Source organism: Arthrobacter sp. 10N44_2, from assembly GCF_056394385.1.
Map to the genome: position 1 here is coordinate 87,327 of NZ_JBFTHT010000019.1, position 21,828 is coordinate 109,154.

Below are 21,828 nucleotides of genomic sequence, written 5' to 3' on the forward strand. Positions count from 1 at the left end.
CCCTTCATGAACACCGAGTCGCCCTTGTCCGTGGTCCTTGCCGGCGGCGGAACCGCCGGCCATATCAGCCCGCTGCTGGCAATTGCCGGCGCCCTCCGGCAGTCCCGCCCCGGAGTGCAGCTCCTGGCTGTCGGGACGCCCGGGGGAATGGAAGCGCGGCTCGTCCCGGCGGCCGGCCTGGACCTTGCCACCATCAGCCGTGTCCCGCTCCCGCGCAGGCCTTCCGCGGATCTGCTCCGGCTGCCGGGCCGGATGGCCGGTGCGGTGAAGCAGGCGGGTTCCATCCTGGACGAGGCAGGCGCCGACGTCCTGGTGGGGGTCGGCGGGTACGTGTGCACTCCGATGTACCTCGCTGCCCGGCGCCGGAAGATCCCAATCGTGGTCCACGAGGCCAACACCCGTCCCGGTCTGGCTAACCGCGTTGGCGCAGGCCTCGGCGCCCACGTGGCAGTGGCCTTCGCCGCGACCAAACTGGGCCGCGCCGCCCGGCACGTAGGCATGCCCATGCGCCCCGAAATTTCCGGCCTCGACCGCGCGGCCGCCAGGGCCGGTGCACGGCAGGCGCTCGGCCTGGACGCGGACCGGCCGACGCTCATCGTCACGGGCGGGTCCTCGGGCGCCCAGAGCATCAACCGGTCCCTCGCCGCGGCCGTCGGGGCCCTCGCCGACGCCGGCGTGCAGACCCTGCACATCACCGGTCGCGGCAAGTCCGTCCACGACGCCGACGGCAAACCGCTCGCCGCGCCAGGCTACCGGCAGGTGGAGTACGTCGACGGGATGGAAACCGTCTACGCCGCGGCGGACCTGCTGCTGGCCCGTGCCGGAGCCGCCACGGTCTGCGAGGTGGCCGCCGTGGGCGTGCCTGCCGTTTTCGTGCCCCTGCCCATCGGCAACGGCGAGCAGGCGTTGAACGCCGCGGGCCTGGTCGCCGCGGGAGGCGCATTGATAATCGATGACAAGGCCTTCTCCGCCGACTGGATCAGCGGGAACATCATTCCCCTGCTGCTGGACGCGGACAGGCTGGACCGGATGGCAGCCAGCTCCGAACAGCTCGGCATCCGCGACGCCGACCGGCGCATGGCCGATCTCATCCTCGGCGTCGCGTCCTCGAACGAGCGCAGCGGGAACCGGCAGCGTCCGAAACAGCAGGGCACGAACCAGCACGGCAGGAAGCAGTAGAGCAATGACCCAGCCCCAACACGGCACGCATGCCCTGGAATCCCTCGGCCGCGTCCACTTCATCGGCATCGGCGGCGTCGGCATGTCCGCCGTTGCCCGCATTATGGTGGCCCGCGGCATCCCGGTGAGCGGCTCCGACGCCAAGTCGCTGCCCGTCATGGCGGACCTCGCGGCCGCCGGGGCGCGGATCGCCGTCGGCTATGCTCCCGGCAACCTGGGAGACGCCCAGACGGTGGTCGCCGGCTCGGCGATCCGGCCCGACAACCCCGAGCTCGCGGCGGCCCGCGCCGCCGGACTCCCGGTGCTGCACCGCTCCGAGGCGCTGGCCGCCACGATGGCGGATGACACTGTGGTGGCAGTCGCCGGAACGCACGGCAAGTCCACCACGACCTCCATGATCACGGTGCTGCTGCAGGGCGCCGGACTGGACCCGTCCTTCGCGATCGGCGCCAACGTGCCGGCGCTCGGAGTCAATGCGGCACACGGCACGGCGGGCATCTTCGTCGCCGAGGCCGACGAATCGGACGGCTCCTTCCTGAACTACCGCCCCACGATCGCCGTGGTGACCAACGTCGAGCCGGACCACCTGGACTTCTACGGCACCGCCGAGGCTGTCTATGCCTCCTTCGACCGCTTCACGGCCCTGCTCCCGGCGGACGGCGTCCTGGTGGCGTGCGCTGACGACCCCGGGGCCAGGGCACTGGCCGAGCGCACCCTGGCCCGCGGCAACACCCGCGTGGTGCTTTACGGAACCGCCGACGACGCCGCCATCCGGCTGCACGACGCGGGACCCGGCCGGATGGGGATCTCGACGACGGCGGGCACGTTCGGCGTCGAACTCCAGGTTCCGGGCCGGCACAACGCACTCAACGCTGCCGCCGCCTTCGCCGTGGCGATCGAACTCGGCGTCGCGCCCGACACCGCCGCGGCGGCACTGGCCCACTTCTCCGGCGCCTCGCGCCGTTTCGAGTTCAAGGGGGAGGGCCGCGGCGTCCGCGTCTACGACGACTATGCCCACCACCCCACGGAGGTCCGCGCCGCCCTGTCCGCGGCACGGGCCGTCGCCGGGGAGCACAAGGTGCACGTGCTCTTCCAGCCGCACCTGTTTTCGCGGACACGGGAATTTGCCCGCGAGTTCGCCGAAGCGCTCAACACCGCGGACACGGCCCTGGTCCTGGACATCTATCCTGCCCGCGAGGATCCCATTCCAGGGGTCACCAGCGGGCTGATCGCCGAACACCTGGGCTCAGGCGGCCGCCTTGTCGGACCCGACGGGGAGGCTGTGCAGGCACTGCTGGCGGCCGCCGGGCCCGGGGACATCGTGCTGACCGCCGGCGCCGGTGACGTCACGGCCTACGGGCCGTTGATTGTCGAGGCCCTGACGGCCGAGGCCGCCGGTGCCTAGCACCAGGCGCCCCACCTATCGTGGCGGATCCGGATCCGGCTCCCGGCCGCCGTCCGCCGGGACGGGCACGGATGTCATTTCTGCGTCCAAGACCGCCGCCGACACCGCCGAGGACACCGCCGTCGGTCGGTCCCGCAATCCGCAGAACCCGCAGGCCGCCCCGGACAACGGGCCCGGAAAGGTGCTGTCCTTCCCCGAGCCCAAGGGCAAGCGCCGCCGGCGGATCCTGCTCAGCACCATCGGGATCGTGGCCGTGCTGATGGCGGGCATCGTCGCGGCCGCCGTCTACTCGCCCGTGCTGGCCCTGCGCACGGTCACGGTGGAGGGTACAAAGATGCTGCACCCGGATCAGGTCCAGGCCGCCCTCGCGCCCCTTCAGGGCAAGCCGCTGCCGCAGATCAGCGAGGAGGAGGTCACAGCCCTGCTCAAGCCGCTGGTCCAGGTCAAGGACGTCACCGCGAAGGCGCTGCCGCCCGCCACCTTGCAGGTGCACGTCACCGAGCGCATTCCCGTGGCCCTGGTCAAGCAGGGCAAGACATTCCAGCTGGTGGACGTCGACGGTGTCCAGCTCAGCACCACCGCCGATGCGGCCTCGGTATCGCTGCCGGTGATCGACGGCGGCAGCGGAACGCTGCCGAAGGACCTGTTCCAGGCCATCACGGCAGTGCTGGGGGCCCTGCCGGCGGATGTGCTGGCGCGGCTCTCCAACGCCTCTGCCGCGTCGGCCGACGCCGTCGAACTCAAACTCGTCGACGGGCAAACAATCGTCTGGGGCAACGCGGGGGAGAAGGAGCTGAAGGCACGGGTCCTTTCTGCCCTCCTGAAGGTCCCGGCCGACGCCAAAAACCCGGTGAAGGTCTACGATGTCAGCGTGCCCCGGCACCCAGTCACGCGGTAGCCGGCAATCGGATCCGCCGCGTCACGGATGTCCAGCGGACGTCCAGCTGCCCGCGGGACTACTTACAGGGGCTATTTGCCCGGTAATCGCGCGACACGCGGCGCCGGTTATTGAATGTCCCCTGCATAGGAAATACCGTCACAGACATGAGTTACTTGACATAACTATAACCTTCAAGTCGAAGGTTAAGGTTCAAAGCTTCAAGCAGGACTCGATCAGTTTTCGCATTAGTACACGAACAAGGGACACGTAACGTGGCAGCTCCGCAGAATTACTTGGCCGTCATCAAGGTCGTCGGCATCGGCGGCGGTGGCGTGAACGCAGTCAACCGCATGATCGAGGTCGGTCTTCGCGGCGTCGAATTCATCGCCATCAACACCGATGCCCAGGCATTGTTGATGAGCGATGCCGACGTCAAGCTCGACGTCGGGCGTGAGCTGACCCGTGGACTCGGTGCTGGCGCGAACCCTGAAGTTGGCCGGCAGGCCGCGGAGGACCACGCCGATGAAATCGAAGAGGTCATCCGGGGCGCAGACATGGTCTTCGTCACCGCCGGCGAAGGCGGCGGAACCGGAACCGGCGGCGCCCCCGTCGTCGCCCGGATCGCACGGTCCCTTGGCGCCCTGACCATCGGCGTCGTGACGCGCCCCTTCACGTTTGAAGGCCGCCGCCGTGCCGGCTCCGCCGAGGCCGGCATCGACGCCCTGCGCGATGAAGTCGACACCCTGATCGTGATCCCGAACGACCGCCTGCTCTCCATCAGCGACCGCAACGTCTCCGTCCTGGACGCGTTCCGTTCCGCCGACCAGGTCCTGCTCTCCGGTGTCCAGGGCATCACGGACCTCATCACCACCCCCGGCCTGATCAACCTCGACTTCGCCGACGTCAAGTCCGTCATGCAGGGTGCCGGTTCCGCGCTGATGGGCATCGGTTCTGCCCGCGGCGAAGACCGCGCCGTGAAGGCCGCGGAGCTGGCCATCGCCTCCCCGCTGCTGGAAGCATCGATCGACGGTGCGCACGGCGTGCTGCTGTCCATCCAGGGCGGCTCGGACCTTGGCCTCTTCGAAATCAACGAGGCAGCCCGCCTGGTCCAGGAAGTCGCCCACCCGGAGGCCAACATCATCTTCGGCGCCGTGATCGACGACGCCCTCGGCGACGAGGCACGCGTCACCGTCATCGCCGCCGGCTTCGACGACGTCAAGGCCACCTCGCCGTCCATGGACCAGTCCCTGCCGGCCGCGCCGCAGCGTCCCGCGTCCGCCGCCCCCGCCCCGGCGCAGGCACCCGCCTCCGCCCCGGTCCAGCCGCTGCACGCCACCGTCGGCGCCTCCGGCTACGGCGGCTGGGGCCAGCAGCGTCCCTCTGCCGTACCGGCCGATTCGGGCTTCGACGTCGACCTTCCGGCCGTCGTGGAGCCGGACCTGTCCGGCCGGCACTCCGATGACCTGGATGTCCCGGACTTCCTGAAGTAAATAGTTCCGCTCCAGCATGGCACCGCCGTCCGGCGGTGCCATGCTGCTTTGCGGCGGGTTACGGTGGATTGTATGAACGCAGGTATTCCGGACATGTTGATGGCGGTGTTGTGATTGTTTTGCTGGCGGGCTGAAGTCCGGCCGGGCGTATGGGTGGCTTTCACCGACGCCGGAGCCGGGAACCTGGCACTGCATGTCGGTGATGACCCCGTGGCGGTGCGCCGCCGGCGCGCGGAGCTCGAAGCGGCCGCCGGGCTCGGCGGGCGCTCCTTCCGGTACATGAACCAGGTCCACGGCAGTGACGTCGCCACCATCGTTGGGTCCCCGGCCGCGGACTCCGCGGGTGAAGGTCCGGCCGCGCCCACGGCCGATGCCATGGTCTCCCTGACTGAGCCGCTGGCCGTCCTGGTGGCCGACTGCGTGCCGGTGGTGCTGGTCGGCGAGGATCCGGCCGGGGCGCCGGTGCTGGGCGTCGTCCACGCCGGACGGCCAGGCGTCGCCGCCGAGGTGGTGCCAGCCGCTGTGGCCCGCCTCCGGGAGCTCGGTGCGGACCGCATCAGCGCCTGGGTGGGCCCCTCGGTCTGCGGGCGCTGCTATGAAGTCCCCGGCAGCCTGCGCGCGGACGTTTCCGCGGCCGTGCCTGCCACCTGGTGCACCACCTCGACCGGCACCCCTGGTCTGGACCTGCCAGCCGGAGTGCGGAGCCAGCTGGAAGCTGCGGGCGTCGCGATCGAATACTCCGGGGGATGCACCCTCGAGGACGACACCCTCTTCTCCTACCGCCGCAACAGCCACACCGGCCGCTTCGCCGGGCTGGCGTGGACGGACGGCACCCACGGGACTGACGGCACTGACGGGACTGACGGGACTGACGGGAAAAGGGAGTATGGCCATGACTGAACCGGCGCAGCGCCCGGACGCACACGCCGTCGAGCCCGTCACGGCGCCGGGGGAGAACCATGAGAACCGAACGGACGCGCTGGAAGGCCCCCGTCTGGCCCAGCTGGAGGCGAACCTCGCGGCCGTCCGCCGCCGGATCGACGCCGCCGTGGCCGCCGCGGGCCGGCAGGCGGCGCCGCCGCGCCTGATCGTCGTCACCAAGTTCCATCCTGCGCTGGACGTCCGGCGGCTGGCGTCGCTGGGGGTCACCGACGTCGGGGAGAACCGGGACCAGGAGGCCGCGGAAAAGGCGGCGCAGCTTCAGGACCTTGGCCTGAGCTGGCAGTTCATCGGTCAACTCCAAAGCAAGAAGGCCAAATCCGTGGTGAAGTACGCCGCGTCCGTGCACTCCGTGGACCGGGAAGCCGTCGCCTCGGCCCTGGCCAAGGCGATGGCCGTCGAAGCCGACCGCACCGGCCGCCCGCCCCTGGACTGTTTCATCCAGGTCAGCCTGGCCGAGCAGGCCGGCGACGCAGCAGCGGCCCACCGCGGCGGCGCGGCGCCCGGCGAAGTCACCGCGCTGGCCGAACAGGTCGCCGGTGCCGGCGGACTGAGGCTCGCCGGCGTCATGGCCGTTGCCCCGCTCGGGGCGGACCCGGCGGCTGCCTTCGAAAAGCTGGCGGGCATTTCCGGGCGCCTGGCCGAGCAATTTCCCTACGCCACGGGAATATCCGCCGGCATGAGCCAGGACCTCGAAGAGGCCGTCCGCTTCGGGGCGACACACCTGCGCATTGGCTCCGATATTCTCGGTCCGCGTCCGGCCCTGCGGTAAGTTCGACATATTGGAAGGTAATGGCGGGGATTCCAAGGCTGTCTAGTCACTAAGCGGCCCGCTTACGGACAAGATTAGGAGTCGACCATGGCTGGCGCTCTGCGCAAGACAATGATCTATCTTGGGCTCGCCGACGGCGACGAACACTACGAGTCTGAGCACCCCACACCGCACAAGGATGAGGACGAATCCATGGAGCAGGACCGCGAGGAACGACGTGCTCCGGCGCCCGTCCGCGAGGTCCCCCGGGAGGAGCCCCACGCCGCTGAAGAGGAATATCGCGCACCTGTGACACCCATCAAGCGTGCGGCATCGAGCCGCGAAGAGACCACCGGACTCCGGCAAATCACGACCATCCATCCGCGGTCGTACAACGACGCCAAGCTCATCGGCGAAAGCTTCCGCGACGGGATCCCCGTCATCATGAACGTCACCGACATGGGCGAGGCTGACGCCAAGCGCCTCGTGGACTTCTCCGCCGGTCTTGTTTTCGGCCTGCGCGGCAGCATCGAACGGGTGACGAACAAGGTCTTCCTGCTCTCGCCGTCGTACGTCGAAGTCATTGGCGACGACAAGAAGGTCAGCGAGACGCAGGCAAGTTTCTTCAACCAGAGCTAGGCCCGAATATTCGGTACTGATGCCAGGCGGGGACACCCGCCTGGCATCCGTGCGGAATTATCCGTGTTGAAATAGAAGTGACACTTTCCTTAGGACACTTCGGTATCCGGAATGAACATGGAGATATGAGTTAGCTCATGGGAATTGTTTTGGGGCTCGTCTATATCGTTCTGTTGCTTTTTTTCGTGGCATTGATCATCCGTCTGGTCTACGACTGGGTGCAGATGTTTGCCCGAAGCTGGCGGCCGCGCGGTTTGGCACTCGTGACCGCTCATGCTGTGTATTCGGTCACGGACAAGCCCCTCAAACTGCTCYGCCGGCTCATCCCGCCGCTGCGGTTGGGCGGAATGTCGCTGGACATAGGCTTCCTGCTGCTGTTCGTGGCCGTGAGCGTGGCGATGTGGATCGTCAAGGGCCTGGTGTACGCCCAGCCGATCGCGGCATAGGCCGCAGCCGCAGCCGGGCAGCGACCTGCCCGGCCCGGGCCCAAACCGAAAGTAAACTCCGGTTTGACACTGCGGTGTTGAATTAGAGGAACCAGACCATATTTAGGTACCGTAGTTTGACGGCCGGAAGGCCTACTGACTAACTAGACCAACGAGGTGACCAGATGGCTTTGACGCCAGAAGACGTTGTCAACAAGCGCTTTCAGCCGACCAAGTTCCGCGAAGGCTACGACCAGGACGAGGTTGACGACTTCCTGGACGAGATCGTCGTCGAACTTCGGCGCCTGAACCAGGAGAACGACGAGCTGCGCAAGAAGCTCGCCGAATCCGGCGCCGGCACGCCTGCCAGCTCCGCAGCCGCCGCACCCGTGGTGGAAAAGGTCCCGGCACCCGTCAAGGCCGAGAAGGAAGACACCGCCAAGGCCGAGGCCGAGGCCAAGGCAAAGGCGGCCGCAGAAGCCGCTAAGAAGAAGGAAGCCGAGCAGGCCGCCAAGGCCGCCCAGGTTGTCGAGCCGGCGCGCAGCGCCGCCACCCCGGCGTCGGAGTCCGCCGCCGGCCTGCTCGCCATGGCGCAGCAGATGCACGACAAGCACGTCGCCGACGGCGAGCAGCAGCGGGACAAAATCATCGCTGAAGCTCAGATCGAGGCCAGCAGCCTCGTCAACGATGCGCAGGAAAAGTCCCGCAAGATCCTCGGTGCCCTCGAGCAGCAGCGCTCCGTCCTGGAACGCAAGGTCGAGCAGCTTCGCGGCTTCGAGCGCGACTACCGCTCACGCCTGAAGGCCTACATCGAAGGCCAGCTCCGCGACCTGGACGCCCGCGGCTCCGTCGCGGCCCCCGAGGTTGGCGAAGCCAGCTAGGGCAAAAAGCAAGTATTCTGAAAGCCGGTGGCTGAGGATTCCTCGGCCGCCGGCTTTTCCCTTTTCCCGCAACGTGCCGGCACCGGCCCAGGTGCCCGGCACTTGCCGGTACCTGAACCCGGTCCCCGCACTGGCTCCCGATCGAAAGCCCTATGACTGACGCACCATCACCAGACGCCATGCAGCCTGTCGAGGCGGCACAGCCCGTGCGCGCCCGGCCGCGGCGGGCAAAGCTGTTTGTCCTTTTCGCTGCCTTCGCGGTCTTCGCCTACGTGTTCGACCAGCTCACCAAGCTCTGGGTCACGACCACCATGACCGAGGGTGAGCGGATCCCCGTGCTTCCCCCGCTGCTGCACTGGTTCTACATCCGCAACTCGGGGGCGGCGTTCTCGATCGGCGAGAACGTCACCTGGGTGTTCACAATCATCATGGCGGCCGTGTCTGTCGCGATCCTGCTGCAGCTGCGCAAGCTCGGTTCGCTCTGGTGGGCCCTGGCGCTGGGACTGCTGCTCGGCGGCGCACTCGGGAACCTGACGGACCGGCTGTTCCGCGAGCCGTCCTTCGCGATGGGCCATGTGGTGGACTTCATCCAGCTGCCAAACTTCGCGATCTTCAACATCGCCGACTCCGCCGTCGTCTCCGCCGTCGTGATCATCTGCCTGCTCACGCTCCGCGGAATCTCCCTGGACGGCTCGCGCCATACGAAGGATACGGTGGCTAACGATGTCTGACACTGCCTCAGGAAACGCCGCTGATATGGCGGCCGATATGGCCGCCGAAGCCGGCACCGCACCCGCCGGGCACCACCGATTCACCGTCACGGAGGACCTCGCCGGTGCCCGTGTGGACGCCGGACTGGCCCGGCTGATGGACATCTCCCGCTCGCAGGCCGCAGTCCTGATCGCCGAAGGCAACGTCACCAGCAACGCAGGGAAGGTCGGAAAGTCCCTCAAACTCACCCTGGGCACCGTGCTTGAGGTCGTGGTGCCGGACCGCAGGGACCCCCTGGAAATCGTGGAGGAAGTAGTGGACGACCTGTTGATCCTGCTGGACGATGACGAATTTGTGGTCATCGACAAACCGGTCGGTGTCGCCGCCCACCCTTCGCCCGGCTGGGTGGGACCCACGGTGGTGGGTGGCCTCGCCGGGCTCGGCTACCGGATTTCGACGTCGGGCGCCCCGGAGCGCGCCGGCATCGTCCATCGGCTCGATGTCGGCACTTCCGGTGTCATGGTGGTGGCCAAGACCGAAAATGCCTACACCGTGCTCAAGCGCGCATTCAAGGAGCGCACCGTGGACAAGGTCTACCACGCCGTCGTCCAGGGCCTTCCCGATCCGCTGGCGGGCACCATCGACGCGCCCATCGGCCGGCACCCGGGCCATGACTGGCGGTTTGCCGTGACCGAGGACGGCCGTGATTCGGTGACGCACTATGAGGTCCTGGAAGCTTTCGGGAAGGCCTCACTCGTGGAGGTGCACCTTGAGACGGGCCGCACCCACCAGATCCGCGTGCATTTCTCGGCCCTGCGCCACCCCTGCGCCGGTGACCTCACCTACGGCGCGGACCCGAGGCTGGCCGCCACCCTGGGCCTCACCCGGCAGTGGCTGCACGCCCGGGAACTGTCCTTCGACCACCCGCGGACAGGGGAGCGGGTTACCGTCGCCAGCGAGTACCCGCAGGACCTGCAGTACGCGCTGACGGTCCTGGAGTCCGGAAACGCCTGAGCCGCACGGCACGGGCGGTCTGAATCCACGGGGTTCTGCCGGGCCGCCCGTTGCCGCCGTTCGGTGCCCACCGCCGTGGCTGCACGCCGCCGTCGTGGCACGGCACTAGAATGGTGCGGTGACTTCCAGCAACGACTCGTTTGTCCATCTCCACAACCACACCGAGTACTCGATGCTGGACGGTGCCGCCCGGCTCGGTGAGCTGTTCGACGAAACCGAACGGCTCGGCATGCCGGCCCTCGCCACGACGGACCACGGCTACCTGTTCGGCGCCTTCGACTTCTGGAAGCGCGCAACAGACCAGGGCATCAGACCCATCATCGGCGTCGAAGCCTATGTGACTCCCGGGACCGCCCGCACGGACAAGACCCGTGTGCGCTGGGGCGAGGAGCACCAGCGCAAGGACGACATTTCCGGCGGCGGCTCGTACACGCACATGACCCTGCTCAGCTACAACAACGTGGGCATGCGGAACCTTTTCCGGGCCTCCTCGATCGCCTCGCTGGACTCGGTCTTCGGCAAATGGCCCCGGCTGGACCGGGAGCTGCTGAACACCTACTCGGAAGGGCTCATCGCCACCACCGGCTGCCCGTCCGGCGAGGTCCAGACCCGGCTGCGGCTCGGCCAGTACCGCGAAGCCCTGGAGGCCGCGGCGGAGTTCCGCGACATCTTCGGGGCGGAGAACTACTTCTGTGAGCTCATGGACCACGGCCTGGACATCGAGCGGCGCGTCACCGGTGACCTCCTGCGCCTGGCCAAGGACCTGAACCTGCCGCTGGTGGCCACCAACGACCTGCACTACACGCACGAGCATGACGCCAAGGCGCATGAGGCCCTGCTGGCCATCCAGTCCGGTTCCACCCTCCTGGAGCCGACCTACGACAACGGCGGCTCGCGCTTCGCCTTCTCCGGCAGCGGCTACTATCTGAAGTCACCGCAGGAAATGCGCGAATTGTTCCGCGACCACCCCGAGGCTTGCGACAACACGCTCCTGATCGCCGAACGCTGCGAAGTTTCCTTCAACACCGGCGCCAACTACATGCCCCGGTTCCCCTGCCCGGAGGGGGAGGACGAAACGTCGTGGCTGGTCAAGGAGGTCGACAAGGGACTCCGCTACCGCTATCCCCAGGGCATCCCGGACAAGGTCCGCAAGCAGGCCGACTATGAGCTCGAAGTCATCACCTCGATGGGCTTCCCGGGCTACTTCCTCGTCGTCGCCGACTTCATCAACTGGGCCAAGAACAACGGCATCCGGGTCGGTCCCGGACGTGGTTCCGGCGCCGGCTCCATGGTGGCCTACGCGATGCGCATCACCGACCTGGACCCGCTGCACCACGGCCTGATCTTCGAACGCTTCCTCAACCCGGACCGCGTCTCCATGCCTGACTTCGACGTCGACTTCGATGACCGGCGCCGTTCCGAAGTGATCGACTACGTCACCCGCAAATACGGCGACGAGCGCGTGGCGATGATCGTCACCTACGGCACCATCAAGACCAAGCAGGCCCTCAAGGATTCTTCGCGTGTGCTGGGCTACCCGTTCAGCATGGGCGAGCAGCTGACCAAGGCGCTGCCGCCGGCGGTCATGGCCAAGGACATCCCGCTGGCCGACATTCAGAACCCCCAGTCCAAGCGCTACAGCGAGGCCGGCGACTTCCGCCAGCTCATCAGCACCGACCCGGAGGCCGCCAAGGTCTTCGAGACGGCGCTGGGCATCGAGGGCCTGAAGCGGCAATGGGGCGTGCACGCCGCCGGCGTCATCATGTCCTCGGACCCCATCATCGACGTGATCCCGATCATGCGCCGCTTCCAGGACGGCCAGGTCATCACCCAGTTCGACTACCCGACATCCGAAGGCCTCGGCCTGATCAAGATGGACTTCCTCGGGCTGCGAAACCTGACGATCATTTCCGATGCCCTGGAAAACATCAAAATGAACCGCGGCATCGAACTCGACCTCGAGACGCTCGAGTTGGATGACACGGCGTCCTACGAACTGCTCGCCCGCGGAGACACACTGGGCGTCTTCCAGCTCGACGGCGGCCCCATGCGGTCCCTGCTCAAGCTGATGAAGCCTGACAACTTCGAGGACATCTCCGCCGTACTGGCCCTCTACCGGCCCGGACCCATGGGCGCCAACGCGCACACCGACTACGCGCTGCGCAAGAACAAGATCCAGGAAGTCATCCCGATCCACCCGGAGCTCGAGGAACCGCTGTCCGAAATCCTCGGCGGGACCTACGGGCTGATCGTGTACCAGGAGCAGGTCATGGCCGTGGCGCAGAAGCTCGCCGGCTATACCCTGGGCCAGGCCGATATCCTGCGCCGCGCCATGGGCAAGAAGAAGAAATCCGAGCTGGACAAGCAGTTCGCCGGCTTCTCCCAGGGCATGCAGGACAACGGCTATTCCATGGCCGCGGTCAAGACCCTCTGGGACATCCTGCTGCCGTTCTCCGACTACGCCTTCAACAAGGCGCACTCGGCCGCCTACGGCGTGATCTCCTACTGGACCGCGTACCTGAAGGCGCACTACGCGCCGGAGTACATGGCTGCCCTGCTGACCTCAGTGGGCGACGACAAGGACAAGTCGGCGATCTACCTCAACGAATGCCGGCGCATGGGCATCACGGTGCTGCCGCCCGACGTCAACGAGTCAGCCCTCAACTTCACCCCGGTGGGCACCGACATCCGCTTCGGCATGGGCGCCATCCGCAACGTCGGCGTGAACGCCGTCGAAGCCATGGTGGCGGCGCGCGAAAAAGAAGGCGCCTACACCTCCTTCAAGGACTACCTCCTGAAGGTCCCGGCAGTGGTCTGCAACAAGCGCACCATCGAATCCCTGATCAAGGCCGGCGCCTTCGACTCGCTCGGCCACCCCCGGCGGGCCCTGGCCATGATCCATGAAGAAGCGATCGACTCCGTCATCACCCTCAAGCGCAACGAGGCGATCGGCCAGTTCGACCTCTTCGCCGGCTTTGAGGACCAGGAGCCCGAGGCGTCGCTCAGCACCGAGATCCCGGACCTGCCGGAATGGGAGAAGAAGGACAAACTGGCGTTCGAGCGCGACATGCTCGGCCTCTACGTCTCCGACCACCCGCTGCAAGGACTGGAAGGGCTCCTGAGCCAGCACGCCGACCGGTCGATCACCTCGATCATCGCCGAAGACGGCCCGCCGGACGGCTCGATCGTGACCATCGCCGGCATGATCACCTCGCTCAGCCGGCGGATCGCCAAGGCCAGCGGCAACGCCTACGCCCGGGCCGAAATCGAGGACCTCGCCGGTTCCATGGAGGTCATGTTCTTCGGCCAGGTCTACGGCCCCATCGCCTCGGTGCTCGCGGAGGACCTGATCGTGGTGGTCAAGGGCCGGCTGCAGCGGCGCGACGACGGCGCCGTCACCTTGAACTGCATGGAACTCTCCGTGCCGGACCTCAGCGACAGCCAGAACGGGCCCGTGGTGATCACCATGGCCACGCACAAGGCCACCGAGGCCGTGGTCACCGAGCTGGGCGACGTGCTGCGCACCCACCGCGGAAATTCGGAGGTCCGCCTGCACCTGCAGGGCGACACCCGGGTGGAGGTCATGGGCCTGCCGGTGCACCTGCGCGTCAACCCGAGCCCGTCACTGTTCGGCGATCTGAAGGTGCTGCTCGGCCCGACCTGTTTGGATAACTGACATGCAGGGGGTTGCTGGCGGCCAGGCAAGGCTGAGCGATCCAGGGCACCCTGAGTATCGCCGCCCCGCGAGGGTTCACGCACAGCATCCGAGGATCATGTTTTCGGGTTGAGCGTTCCCCGGGCGATGCTGTCGGCGGAGTGGGCCGGGTTCCCGTTGTATGGCTGGTTGGAGACGTCCACGATGGGGTACTGGGCCAGATCAATGCCGTCCGGGATGGTGAAGATGCCGGATTCATTGTCGAGGACACCCAGGCTGACCATTCTGGACAGGTCGGCAGAGCCGACCCACACGCCCCGGAATCCGGTGATGTGGTCGTTGGAGAGCCGGATGATCAGGTGCCGGGTTCCATCGGGGAGTTGCTCCACCCGGGCGTCTCCGCTCCCGGTATGTGCGGGCAGCGGAGTCAGGGACGTTTGGGCGACGACTGTCGAAGCGGGACCCGACTGGGTGGAGGTGGGTGTGGGAGTGCCGGTGTGTCCGAGAACTCCGGCAGCGGTCCATCCGGCGGCCGTGCCAAGAACGATTCCGGCCGCAGCCGCGATAACCCACAGACCGGGACGGCCACGCCTGTCTTTGGCGCGGGGCCGCAGTGGTATCGGTGCCGGCTTTGTGCCGCCGCCGTGGTTCGGGCGCGCCTCCGCCGCGGCAGGTTTCTCCGGTGCGGCTGGTTCCTCCGGGGCAGGGTGCCCTGAGCTGGGCTGGCTCAAGGGATCCGTTGCGAGGGCCGGCGAGAGGCCGAGGGCCTGATGGATGGCGGCCCAGTTCTGGCTGCCGGGTTGCTCGAGTTCGATGCCTGCGGTGTCGAGGGTGGCAACGTGCACGGCATGTTGCAGGCCTCGGAGGGTTTCGCTGCACGTGGGGCAGCTGGCGAGGTGGTCGGCGTCGGCGTCCGTGCCCAGGGGCTCGCCAAGGGCCAGCAGACTAAGAAGTTCGGCGTCAAGGTGTTCCATGTTCCACCTCCAGGCGGGTGCGTAAGCGGGTGAGGCTGCGCCGGATGTGGCTTTTGACAGTACCGAGCGGCAAGTTGAGGCGCGACGAGATCTGGTCGTGAGTCAGGTCTTCATAGAACGCCAGCCGCATTATTGCTTGCTGTGGATCCCCTAAATGCTCCAGTTCTTCGTCCAACGTCAGGCGGTCGGCGACCTCTTCTACGTCCCCGGCGTCCGGGCGGGAAGCGGGGTCAACGACCAAGAGAGTGGCTGCTTGTTCGAGATGGCGCTGGCGGGAGCGAGCGGACAAGGCGTCGGAGATTGCATTGCGGGCGATCCCGATCAGCCATGCCGGCAGCCGCGCCGCCTCCGGGCGAAATGTGGTCCGTGATTTCCAGGCCCGAATGAAGACCTCCTGGGTGACGTCGTCGGCAGCGGCACGCTCTCCCAAGGATCTTAGCGCCAGCGTGTAGACGAGCGGACTGAACCGTCGGTACGCCTCCGCGAGGACGTGTTCGTCGCCGCCGGCAAATGCGTGGTCGAGACCGGAGTCCCAATCGTGCGATGCGGCAGCCTCCATCAGGTGCTCCTTTGAGCGGCAGTGGCCCCTGTTGCACCACATTATGCCGCTCGCGCGGGGACTCCGCCATGGTCGAACTGGGTCAGCCTTCCGGGCTGTCGCTGTGTGCGTGCCGGTGGGGCCGCGGTTGATGCGACCCCACCGGGCGAGAAAACAGGATGCCTGCTGGAGCTCCGGTTGGCTTACTCGTGGTGGCCTTTGTGTCCGCGCGATGAGGAGTCCACTACCTGTACGGCGGCCCCAAGGTTGTTGTCGGCGAGGCTTCCCCAGGCGTAGACGATGGTGTTTTTCCCCGCAGTGACCTTGATGCCGGCCGGACCGATCAGCGGGGCAGTGGTTCCCTCGGCTGCGACCGAGGCCGGGACGGTTCCGGCCTTGAGAGTGAGGGTCTTTTGATGCCGGTTGGTGAGTCCCTCAATGACCGCGTTGCCACCGGCCAGGACATCGACGGCGGGCGCCGCAGCGACGTGCCGGACGGTCAGCTTGCCCTTTCCATCCGGGCTGGCGGAGGTGTCATTGGTGAAAAGGGTGGCCGTGGGCGTCCCGTCAGCGGCCAGATGTGCGACCGCTGTGTAGTCCCGACCTTCTTCGAGGTCCACTGTGACCGGGCCTATCACGGGGTGGTCGGCGCTGGTGGCGTCGGCGCCGGTGATGGCGACCTTGTGGTCTCCGTCGGGGACGTTCAACGGCCCGGCCAATGTGCCCGGTTTGAAGTTGTCCAGGGCGAGTTTGCCGTCGACCCAGACATCGACGGTAAGGCCCGGAACGCCGTGGAGGACGGACAGTTTTGCCGTTCCCTCGTCGCGGTGATGCCAGGTCCCGGCCTGGGCCGGGGCGGCCAGGGCCAGTGCTGCCAGCAGCGTCATTGCTCCGGTGGCTGCAGAGAGTGTCTTGCGCATTTCCAACTCCTCATCGGGGCCCACATGGGGGCGGTGGTTGTGCTTACACCCTTATTACCGGCCGAAGGCCGTCGCCGGATGCACCACCGGGGAAGTTTTAATGTGCCGTGTTAATTTGCCATGGCCCGTAGAGGCGTCTGTCAGATCTCGTAGTCGAGCGGAACGGGCTGGCTGTAGGCCCCGGAGTGGTAGAGCAGGGGAACACCGTCGTCGCCGACCTGGCCCTCCACCACCTCGACCACCACGACCGCGTTGTTCTCGAAGGAGAGCCGCATCTGGACCTTGCCGATCAGCCAGCCGCTGACGCCCTTGAGCACGGGCACCTCGTGGGGTCCGAGCTCCCAGTGGTCGCCGTCGAACCGGTTGCCGGCCCGGGCGAAACGGTCGGCGAGCTCCTGGTTTTCCAGCCCGAGCATGTGCACGCCAATGTAGGTCGTGTTCGCCACGGCCGGCCACGAGCTGGAGGTCCTGGCCATGTTGAACGTAAAGCGCGGCGGCTTGGCGGACAGAGAGGCCACTGAGGTCGCCGTGAATCCGAACGGGACGCCGTTGTGATTGGCCGTGATGATGGCCACGCCCGCCGCGTGCCGGCGGAACATTTCCCTGAATGTTCCCTCGAAAATACCTTCATCTGTGGCCACTGCGATCCAACTCCCTGCTGCACGTGCGTGTCGTACTTCTACTCTGCCAGCGTATTGCGCAGGGGAATCGAGTGCGGCATTTTCTTTACGTCTCCCGTCATGTGCTGCCGGCCGGCGTCATGCGCCGCGGGAATCCTTGTTACGGTTTGTTGCATGACACAGTCCGCAGTCGACGGCCCCGTCCACCACGCCGGGGAGCCCGCACAGCCCGAGCGGCGTCCCGAGGGGCAGCCCGGTGCCGGGGGGACATGGCGGAAGACCGCGGTCATCGCGGCCGCCGGCATCCCGGTGGGGCTGCTTTGGTGGCTTCTGGCGCCGTCGGGCCTGAATCTCCTGACCGGAAACCCTGACCTCGCCGCCGGCACCAACACCGCCACCTGGCTGCCCCGTGACCTTGTGCTGGCGGGGCTGTGCCTGCTTGCAGGGTGCATTGCCGGGTCGTTCGTCGCCGGCAACAAGCACCAGCAGCCCGGCCCCGGCACTGTTGTCCTCGTGGTCCTCGCCGGCGCTGCCGGTGCGCTCATCGCGTGGGGAACCGGTGTGCTCAGCGCCCAATGGTGGGGAGCGCCGGCAGATACTTCGGCCAGCGCCAGCGTCGCCTTCTCCCTGCGCTCCTATGCGGTCCTCGCCATCTGGCCGGCAGCGATCGCCCTGGCCATCTTCCTGAACAGCCTCTTCCCGGGCAACGGCGGCAAACCCCGCCGCGGCGGGGCACGTAAAATGATCGGGTGAGCCTAACTCCTGACAGCCCCGTGACCCCGATGACCGCCGCCCTTAACTTCCGCACGGTGGACGTGCGCGGTGCGCACCTGTCTCTCGCCGGACTCCGCGCAGCCGTGCCCCGGGCACAGTCCGGGACGATGGCCGACGCCGAGGGCACGGTCCTGGATATCATCTCCGCCGTCCGCGCGCGGGGTTTCGGCGCACTGCGGGAGCTGGCACTGGCTTTCGACGGCGTCGAGCAGACGCATCCCCGCGTCCCGGCCGAGGCGCTGCGTGCAGCCCTCGAGAACCTGGATCCCGCCGTCCGCGCGGCCCTGGAGGAGTCCATCAAGCGGGCCCGCGCCTTCGCCGACGCCCAGCGCCCGGCGAACATCGACGTCGAACTCGGCGAGGGCGCCGTCGTCAGCCAGAACTGGGTGCCGGTGGCGCGCGTGGGGCTCTATGTCCCCGGCGGCCTGGCAGTCTACCCGTCCTCGGTGATCATGAACGTGGTCCCGGCCCTGGCCGCCGGCGTCGAATCGATTGCCCTGGCTTCGCCGCCGCAAAAGAACTTCGGCGGCCTCCCGCACCCCACGATTCTGGCTGCGGCCTGCCTGCTGGGCATCGAGGAGGTCTACGCGATCGGCGGAGCACAGGCCATTGCGGCCTTCGCCTACGGCATCCCGGCCGACGCGTCCGACGGCGGCCACCTCCCCGGGATCGACCCCGTGGATGTCGTCACCGGTCCGGGCAATATCTTCGTGGCCACCGCCAAGCGCTTGGTCAAAGGGGTTGTCGGGATCGATTCCGAGGCCGGTACCACGGAGATCGCGATCCTCGCGGACGCCACCGCCAGTCCTGCCCTTGTGGCCGCGGACCTCATCAGCCAGGCCGAGCACGACCCCAAGGCTGCATCGGTGCTGTTCACCGACTCCGAAGCCCTCGCCGCAGAGGTCCGCGTGGAGCTTGAGCGGCAGGCCGCTGCCACCAAGCACTCCAGCCGCGTCCGCGAGGCGCTCTCGGGCCCGCAGTCCGGGGTGGTGCTGGTCGAGGACCTGGAGCAGGGCATTGCCGCCTGCGACGCGTACGCCGCGGAACACCTTGAGATCATGACCGCCGACGCCGCCCGGGTGGCCGGCCGGATCCGCAGCGCCGGTGCGATCTTCGTGGGGGACTACAGCCCCGTGAGCCTGGGGGACTATTGCGCCGGCTCCAACCACGTGCTGCCCACCAGCGGCACCGCGGCCTTCTCCTCCGGACTGAATGTGACCACGTTCCTGCGCGCCATCCAGGTCATCAACTACAGCCGGGCCGCGTTGGAGCAGGTCAGCGGCCATATCGTCAGCCTCTCCGGCGCGGAGGACCTGCCGGCGCATGGCGAGGCCGTCACGGTGCGGTTCGCCGCCCGGTAGTTCAGGACCCAGACCACTACATGTAGTAATTACAGGCTTGTTATTCAGCTACATCTAGTCGTAAACTGAGGTCACAGCGGATTGCGACAGGGGAGGAACCGACATGTATTGCCCGTTCTGCCGGAACCCTGATTCGCGCGTCGTGGACAGTCGGATCGCCGACGACGGCTCCGCCATCCGGCGCCGCCGGCAGTGCCCCGAATGCGGCCGCCGGTTCACCACCGTGGAAACCACGAGCCTGACCGTCATCAAGCGCTCCGGGGTCGGCGAGCCGTTCAGCCGCAGCAAGGTCATCAACGGCGTGCGCAAGGCCTGCCAGGGCCGCCCGGTCACCGAAGACGATCTCGCCTTGCTGGCGCAGGAAGTCGAGGAGGCGATCCGGGGCTCCGGCGCCGCCGAAATCGAGGCCCACGAAGTCGGGCTGGCGATCCTGGAGCCGCTGCAGCGTCTCGACGAGGTCGCCTACCTGCGGTTCGCCAGCGTCTACCAGGCCTTCGAATCGCTCGAGGACTTCGAATCGGCGATTTCCCTGCTTCGCCATGAGGCAGAGACCAAGGGCCGGGACGGCAAGAGCCCGGACAAGCGGCCGCTGCAGGCGCCGTCGTAAATGTCCTGATTGTCCTGGCGACGGCGTCCCAGGATCCACCACAGACTCCGGTGGTGGCAGCGGAGGGGAAGCCGCAGCCACCACCGGCTCCACCTCACCGCTCCACAAAGAAATTGAGCTATCACTCCGGGTCGTTCCCAGCGGTCAGAACGACCCGGAGTGATAGCTCAATTGGTTTTAATCCCGCGATGGGCCGTTATTTTGCCAGCTTGTGCTTGAGGGCAATCTCGATGGCCGCGCCCACGATCCCGGCGTCGTTCTTCAGCTCGGCCGGGACGATCGGCGTGCGCAGCTTCATGTGCGGCAGGTACTCGTCCGCACGCTTGGAGATGCCGCCGCCCACAATGAAGAGCTCGGGGGAAAACAGGAATTCCACGTGGGAGAAGTAGCGCTGCAGCAGGACGCTGTACTGTTCCCAGCTGAGGCCCTCGCGCTCACGGGCCACGGCCGAGGCCTTGGTCTCGGCGTCGAAGCCGTCAATCTCCAGGTGACCGAGTTCGGCGTTGGGAACCAGCTTGCCGTCGAAGATGAACGCCGAGCCGATGCCGGTGCCAAGGGTGATCACCAGCACCGTGCCGGCGACTCCCTCGCCGGCACCGAAGCGGGCCTCGGCGAGTCCCGCGGCGTCGGCGTCGTTGATGACCTCCACCGGGCGGCCGAGACGCGCCGTGAGCATGGCGTCGATGTCGGCTTCCAGCCACGACTTGTCCACATTCGCGGCCGAATGGACCACGCCGTGCTGGATGATGCCGGGGAAGGTCACGCCCACGGGGCTGCTGGCGTCGGGGGCATCGGAGCGGGCCGAGAGCTCCGCGACAACCTGCGCGACGACTTCGGCCACCGACTCAGGAGTGGAGGGCTGCGGCGTCGGGAAGCGCACGCGGTCACCGATCAGCTTCCCCTTCTTCAGGTCCACGATCCCGCCCTTGATTCCGGTCCCACCGATGTCAATGCCGATCAGGGGGGCGTTCTTCTTCGACTTTTCGTCCTTCTTGGCCAATGTCGTTCCGTTCGTGGCAGGGGCGGGCTGTAGTGACCGGGCAGGGCCGGTGGTGAGAGAGCGGGGTGGTTACGGGAACTAGCGTGTGGAGCAGGCGGTCAGGGCAGCGTGAGGACCTCGGCACCGGACTCCGTCACGAGCAGGGTGTGCTCGAACTGGGCGGTGCGCTTGCGGTCGCGGGTCACGACGGTCCAGTCATCGGCCCACATGTCCCAGTCAACGGTGCCCAGGGTCAGCATCGGCTCGATCGTGAACACCATACCGGTTTCCATGGTGGTGTTGTATGCCGGGGCCGCGTCATAGTGCGGAATGATCAGCCCGGTGTGGAAGGCTTCGCCAACTCCGTGCCCGGTAAAGTCGCGGACCACGCCGTAGCCGAAGCGCTTTGCGTAGGACTCGATGGTCCGGCCGATCACGTTGATTTCGCGTCCGGGAGCCACGGCCCGGACGGCGCGGGTCAGCGATTCCCGGGTGCGCTCGACGAGGAGGCGGGATTCCTCGTCGACGTCGCCGACCAGGAAGGTGTAGTTGGTGTCGCCATGGACGCCGCCGATGAAGGCCGTGATGTCGATGTTGAGGATGTCGCCGTCCCGGACCACCGTGCTGTCCGGGATCCCGTGGCAGATGACCTCGTTGAGGGACGAACACAGGGACTTCGGAAAGCCCCGGTATCCGAGGGTGGAGGGGTACGCGTTGTGGTCCAGCAGGAACTCATGGCCCACCCGGTCCAGCTGGTCGGTGGTGACGCCGGGTTCGATGTGCCTGCCGACCTCCACGATGGCCTGGGCGGCGATCTTGGAGGCGATCCGGATCTTCTCGATGGTCTCCGCCGACTTGACCTCGGAGCCTGTGAACTTCGCAGGAGCCGGCTTGCCCACATATTCCGGACGCGGGATGGACGGCGGCACGGGAAGCTGCGGGCTCACTGTCCCCGGGACCAGCGTGCCGATGGGTGCAGTTGAGGCTAGAGAAGGCATAGATTGATCATATAAGCCCCCGGGCTCGCCCCGGAAAATACAGCCCGGAAAAGACACCCCGGAAAAGACACCCCGGAAAAGACACCCG

Annotated in this window: 21 protein-coding genes; 15 read left to right on the forward strand and 6 right to left on the reverse strand. The window is 67.1% G+C overall.

What is annotated here, in order from left to right:
• The first annotated feature begins 6 nt into the window (after window positions 1-6).
• From AC1DBX_RS17660 to dnaE, 12 genes are all read left to right on the forward strand, one after another.
• Window positions 7-1,179 carry a UDP-N-acetylglucosamine--N-acetylmuramyl-(pentapeptide) pyrophosphoryl-undecaprenol N-acetylglucosamine transferase gene (locus AC1DBX_RS17660; protein WP_476932347.1) on the forward strand — a complete coding sequence of 391 codons (1,173 nt, stop codon included), beginning with the start codon at window positions 7-9 and terminating at the stop codon, window positions 1,177-1,179.
• A gap of 4 nt (window positions 1,180-1,183) precedes the next feature.
• Complete coding sequence (gene murC, locus AC1DBX_RS17665) at window positions 1,184-2,584, forward strand: UDP-N-acetylmuramate--L-alanine ligase (RefSeq protein WP_476859852.1); 1,401 nt, start codon at window positions 1,184-1,186, stop codon at window positions 2,582-2,584.
• Window positions 2,577-3,482 carry a cell division protein FtsQ/DivIB gene (locus AC1DBX_RS17670; protein ID WP_476932348.1) on the forward strand — a complete coding sequence of 302 codons (906 nt, stop codon included), beginning with the start codon at window positions 2,577-2,579 and terminating at the stop codon, window positions 3,480-3,482. Before murC ends, AC1DBX_RS17670 begins: the two co-directional genes overlap by 8 nt.
• A gap of 254 nt (window positions 3,483-3,736) precedes the next feature.
• Window positions 3,737-4,954 (forward strand): cell division protein FtsZ, encoded by a 1,218-nt coding sequence (gene ftsZ / locus AC1DBX_RS17675; protein ID WP_028275877.1) that lies wholly within the window; start codon window positions 3,737-3,739, stop codon window positions 4,952-4,954.
• Between the two features lie 114 nt (window positions 4,955-5,068).
• Window positions 5,069-5,854 (forward strand): purine nucleoside phosphorylase YfiH/LACC1 family protein, encoded by a 786-nt coding sequence (locus AC1DBX_RS17680; protein WP_476932349.1) that lies wholly within the window; start codon window positions 5,069-5,071, stop codon window positions 5,852-5,854.
• Complete coding sequence (locus AC1DBX_RS17685) at window positions 5,847-6,665, forward strand: YggS family pyridoxal phosphate-dependent enzyme (protein ID WP_476932350.1); 819 nt, start codon at window positions 5,847-5,849, stop codon at window positions 6,663-6,665. The genes AC1DBX_RS17680 and AC1DBX_RS17685 overlap by 8 nt, the downstream gene beginning before the upstream one ends.
• 87 nt (window positions 6,666-6,752) lie before the next feature.
• Entirely contained in the window at window positions 6,753-7,283 is a 531-nt protein-coding gene (locus AC1DBX_RS17690) for a cell division protein SepF (protein ID WP_230008814.1), read from the forward strand.
• Window positions 7,284-7,420: 137 nt separating this feature from the next.
• Window positions 7,421-7,729, forward strand: a complete 309-nt coding sequence (locus AC1DBX_RS17695; RefSeq protein ID WP_476932351.1) for a YggT family protein — start codon at window positions 7,421-7,423, stop codon at window positions 7,727-7,729.
• 164 nt (window positions 7,730-7,893) lie between these two features.
• On the forward strand, window positions 7,894-8,589 hold the full coding sequence (locus AC1DBX_RS17700; RefSeq protein WP_028275874.1) for a DivIVA domain-containing protein: 696 nt from the start codon (window positions 7,894-7,896) through the stop codon (window positions 8,587-8,589).
• A gap of 152 nt (window positions 8,590-8,741) precedes the next feature.
• The gene (gene lspA / locus AC1DBX_RS17705) at window positions 8,742-9,320 is read left to right on the forward strand and encodes a signal peptidase II (protein WP_223916639.1); all 579 of its coding nucleotides are present in this window, start codon (window positions 8,742-8,744) and stop codon (window positions 9,318-9,320) included.
• A 25-nt stretch (window positions 9,321-9,345) separates the two neighbouring features.
• Window positions 9,346-10,314, forward strand: coding sequence for an RluA family pseudouridine synthase (locus AC1DBX_RS17710; RefSeq protein ID WP_476932365.1), 969 nt, complete (start codon window positions 9,346-9,348; stop codon window positions 10,312-10,314).
• Between the two features lie 118 nt (window positions 10,315-10,432).
• Window positions 10,433-13,990, forward strand: coding sequence for a DNA polymerase III subunit alpha (gene dnaE, locus AC1DBX_RS17715; protein WP_476932352.1), 3,558 nt, complete (start codon window positions 10,433-10,435; stop codon window positions 13,988-13,990).
• A gap of 95 nt (window positions 13,991-14,085) precedes the next feature.
• On the opposite strand, the gene AC1DBX_RS17720 is transcribed toward dnaE, so the two are convergent.
• The 4 genes from AC1DBX_RS17720 to AC1DBX_RS17735 all read right to left on the reverse strand — a co-directional run bounded on the left by AC1DBX_RS17720 (window position 14,086) and on the right by AC1DBX_RS17735 (window position 17,000).
• Window positions 14,086-14,943: an anti-sigma factor gene (locus AC1DBX_RS17720; protein WP_476932353.1), complete on the reverse strand. Its 858-nt coding sequence runs from the start codon at window positions 14,941-14,943 to the stop codon at window positions 14,086-14,088.
• A complete protein-coding gene (locus tag AC1DBX_RS17725; protein WP_476857738.1) occupies window positions 14,930-15,502 on the reverse strand; it encodes an RNA polymerase sigma factor in 573 nt (190 codons plus the stop codon). Before AC1DBX_RS17725 ends, AC1DBX_RS17720 begins: the two co-directional genes overlap by 14 nt.
• 182 nt (window positions 15,503-15,684) lie before the next feature.
• Window positions 15,685-16,401, reverse strand: coding sequence for a DUF4397 domain-containing protein (locus AC1DBX_RS17730; protein ID WP_476932354.1), 717 nt, complete (start codon window positions 16,399-16,401; stop codon window positions 15,685-15,687).
• A 140-nt stretch (window positions 16,402-16,541) separates the two neighbouring features.
• A complete protein-coding gene (locus AC1DBX_RS17735) occupies window positions 16,542-17,000 on the reverse strand; it encodes a flavin reductase family protein (RefSeq protein ID WP_018772361.1) in 459 nt (152 codons plus the stop codon).
• Between the two features lie 195 nt (window positions 17,001-17,195).
• On the opposite strand from AC1DBX_RS17735, the gene AC1DBX_RS17740 reads away from it, so the two are divergent.
• The 3 genes from AC1DBX_RS17740 (at window position 17,196) to nrdR (ending at window position 19,763) form a co-directional block, all read left to right on the forward strand.
• Window positions 17,196-17,774: a hypothetical protein gene (locus AC1DBX_RS17740; protein ID WP_476857740.1), complete on the forward strand. Its 579-nt coding sequence runs from the start codon at window positions 17,196-17,198 to the stop codon at window positions 17,772-17,774.
• 29 nt (window positions 17,775-17,803) lie between these two features.
• Window positions 17,804-19,156 (forward strand): histidinol dehydrogenase, encoded by a 1,353-nt coding sequence (hisD, locus tag AC1DBX_RS17745; protein WP_476932366.1) that lies wholly within the window; start codon window positions 17,804-17,806, stop codon window positions 19,154-19,156.
• A gap of 103 nt (window positions 19,157-19,259) precedes the next feature.
• Window positions 19,260-19,763 carry a transcriptional regulator NrdR gene (nrdR, locus tag AC1DBX_RS17750; protein ID WP_028275865.1) on the forward strand — a complete coding sequence of 168 codons (504 nt, stop codon included), beginning with the start codon at window positions 19,260-19,262 and terminating at the stop codon, window positions 19,761-19,763.
• A gap of 196 nt (window positions 19,764-19,959) precedes the next feature.
• Here nrdR and ppgK read toward each other — a convergent pair whose 3' ends face one another.
• Together ppgK and map are read right to left on the reverse strand one after the other, a co-directional pair.
• Complete coding sequence (gene ppgK / locus AC1DBX_RS17755; RefSeq protein WP_223916650.1) at window positions 19,960-20,763, reverse strand: polyphosphate--glucose phosphotransferase; 804 nt, start codon at window positions 20,761-20,763, stop codon at window positions 19,960-19,962.
• A 98-nt stretch (window positions 20,764-20,861) separates the two neighbouring features.
• Window positions 20,862-21,740 (reverse strand): type I methionyl aminopeptidase, encoded by an 879-nt coding sequence (gene map / locus AC1DBX_RS17760; RefSeq protein ID WP_476873069.1) that lies wholly within the window; start codon window positions 21,738-21,740, stop codon window positions 20,862-20,864.
• Window positions 21,741-21,828: the final 88 nt, after the last annotated feature.

Excerpts from the sequence above, each read along its gene's own strand:
- murC (WP_476859852.1), top strand. The coding sequence starts at position 1,184 with ATGACCCAGCCCCAACACGGCACGCATGCCCTGGAATCCCTCGGCCGC.
- AC1DBX_RS17725 (WP_476857738.1), bottom strand. The coding sequence starts at position 15,502 with ATGGAGGCTGCCGCATCGCACGATTGGGACTCCGGTCTCGACCACGCA.
- hisD (WP_476932366.1), top strand. The coding sequence starts at position 17,804 with ATGACCGCCGCCCTTAACTTCCGCACGGTGGACGTGCGCGGTGCGCAC.
- AC1DBX_RS17690 (WP_230008814.1), top strand. The coding sequence starts at position 6,753 with ATGGCTGGCGCTCTGCGCAAGACAATGATCTATCTTGGGCTCGCCGAC.
- nrdR (WP_028275865.1), top strand. The coding sequence starts at position 19,260 with ATGTATTGCCCGTTCTGCCGGAACCCTGATTCGCGCGTCGTGGACAGT.
- AC1DBX_RS17740 (WP_476857740.1), top strand. The coding sequence starts at position 17,196 with ATGACACAGTCCGCAGTCGACGGCCCCGTCCACCACGCCGGGGAGCCC.
- AC1DBX_RS17735 (WP_018772361.1), bottom strand. The coding sequence starts at position 17,000 with ATGTTCCGCCGGCACGCGGCGGGCGTGGCCATCATCACGGCCAATCAC.
- AC1DBX_RS17720 (WP_476932353.1), bottom strand. The coding sequence starts at position 14,943 with ATGGAACACCTTGACGCCGAACTTCTTAGTCTGCTGGCCCTTGGCGAG.
- AC1DBX_RS17685 (WP_476932350.1), top strand. The coding sequence starts at position 5,847 with ATGACTGAACCGGCGCAGCGCCCGGACGCACACGCCGTCGAGCCCGTC.
- lspA (WP_223916639.1), top strand. The coding sequence starts at position 8,742 with ATGACTGACGCACCATCACCAGACGCCATGCAGCCTGTCGAGGCGGCA.
- map (WP_476873069.1), bottom strand. The coding sequence starts at position 21,740 with ATGCCTTCTCTAGCCTCAACTGCACCCATCGGCACGCTGGTCCCGGGG.
- AC1DBX_RS17710 (WP_476932365.1), top strand. The coding sequence starts at position 9,346 with ATGGCGGCCGATATGGCCGCCGAAGCCGGCACCGCACCCGCCGGGCAC.
- AC1DBX_RS17660 (WP_476932347.1), top strand. The coding sequence starts at position 7 with ATGAACACCGAGTCGCCCTTGTCCGTGGTCCTTGCCGGCGGCGGAACC.
- AC1DBX_RS17730 (WP_476932354.1), bottom strand. The coding sequence starts at position 16,401 with ATGCGCAAGACACTCTCTGCAGCCACCGGAGCAATGACGCTGCTGGCA.
- AC1DBX_RS17700 (WP_028275874.1), top strand. The coding sequence starts at position 7,894 with ATGGCTTTGACGCCAGAAGACGTTGTCAACAAGCGCTTTCAGCCGACC.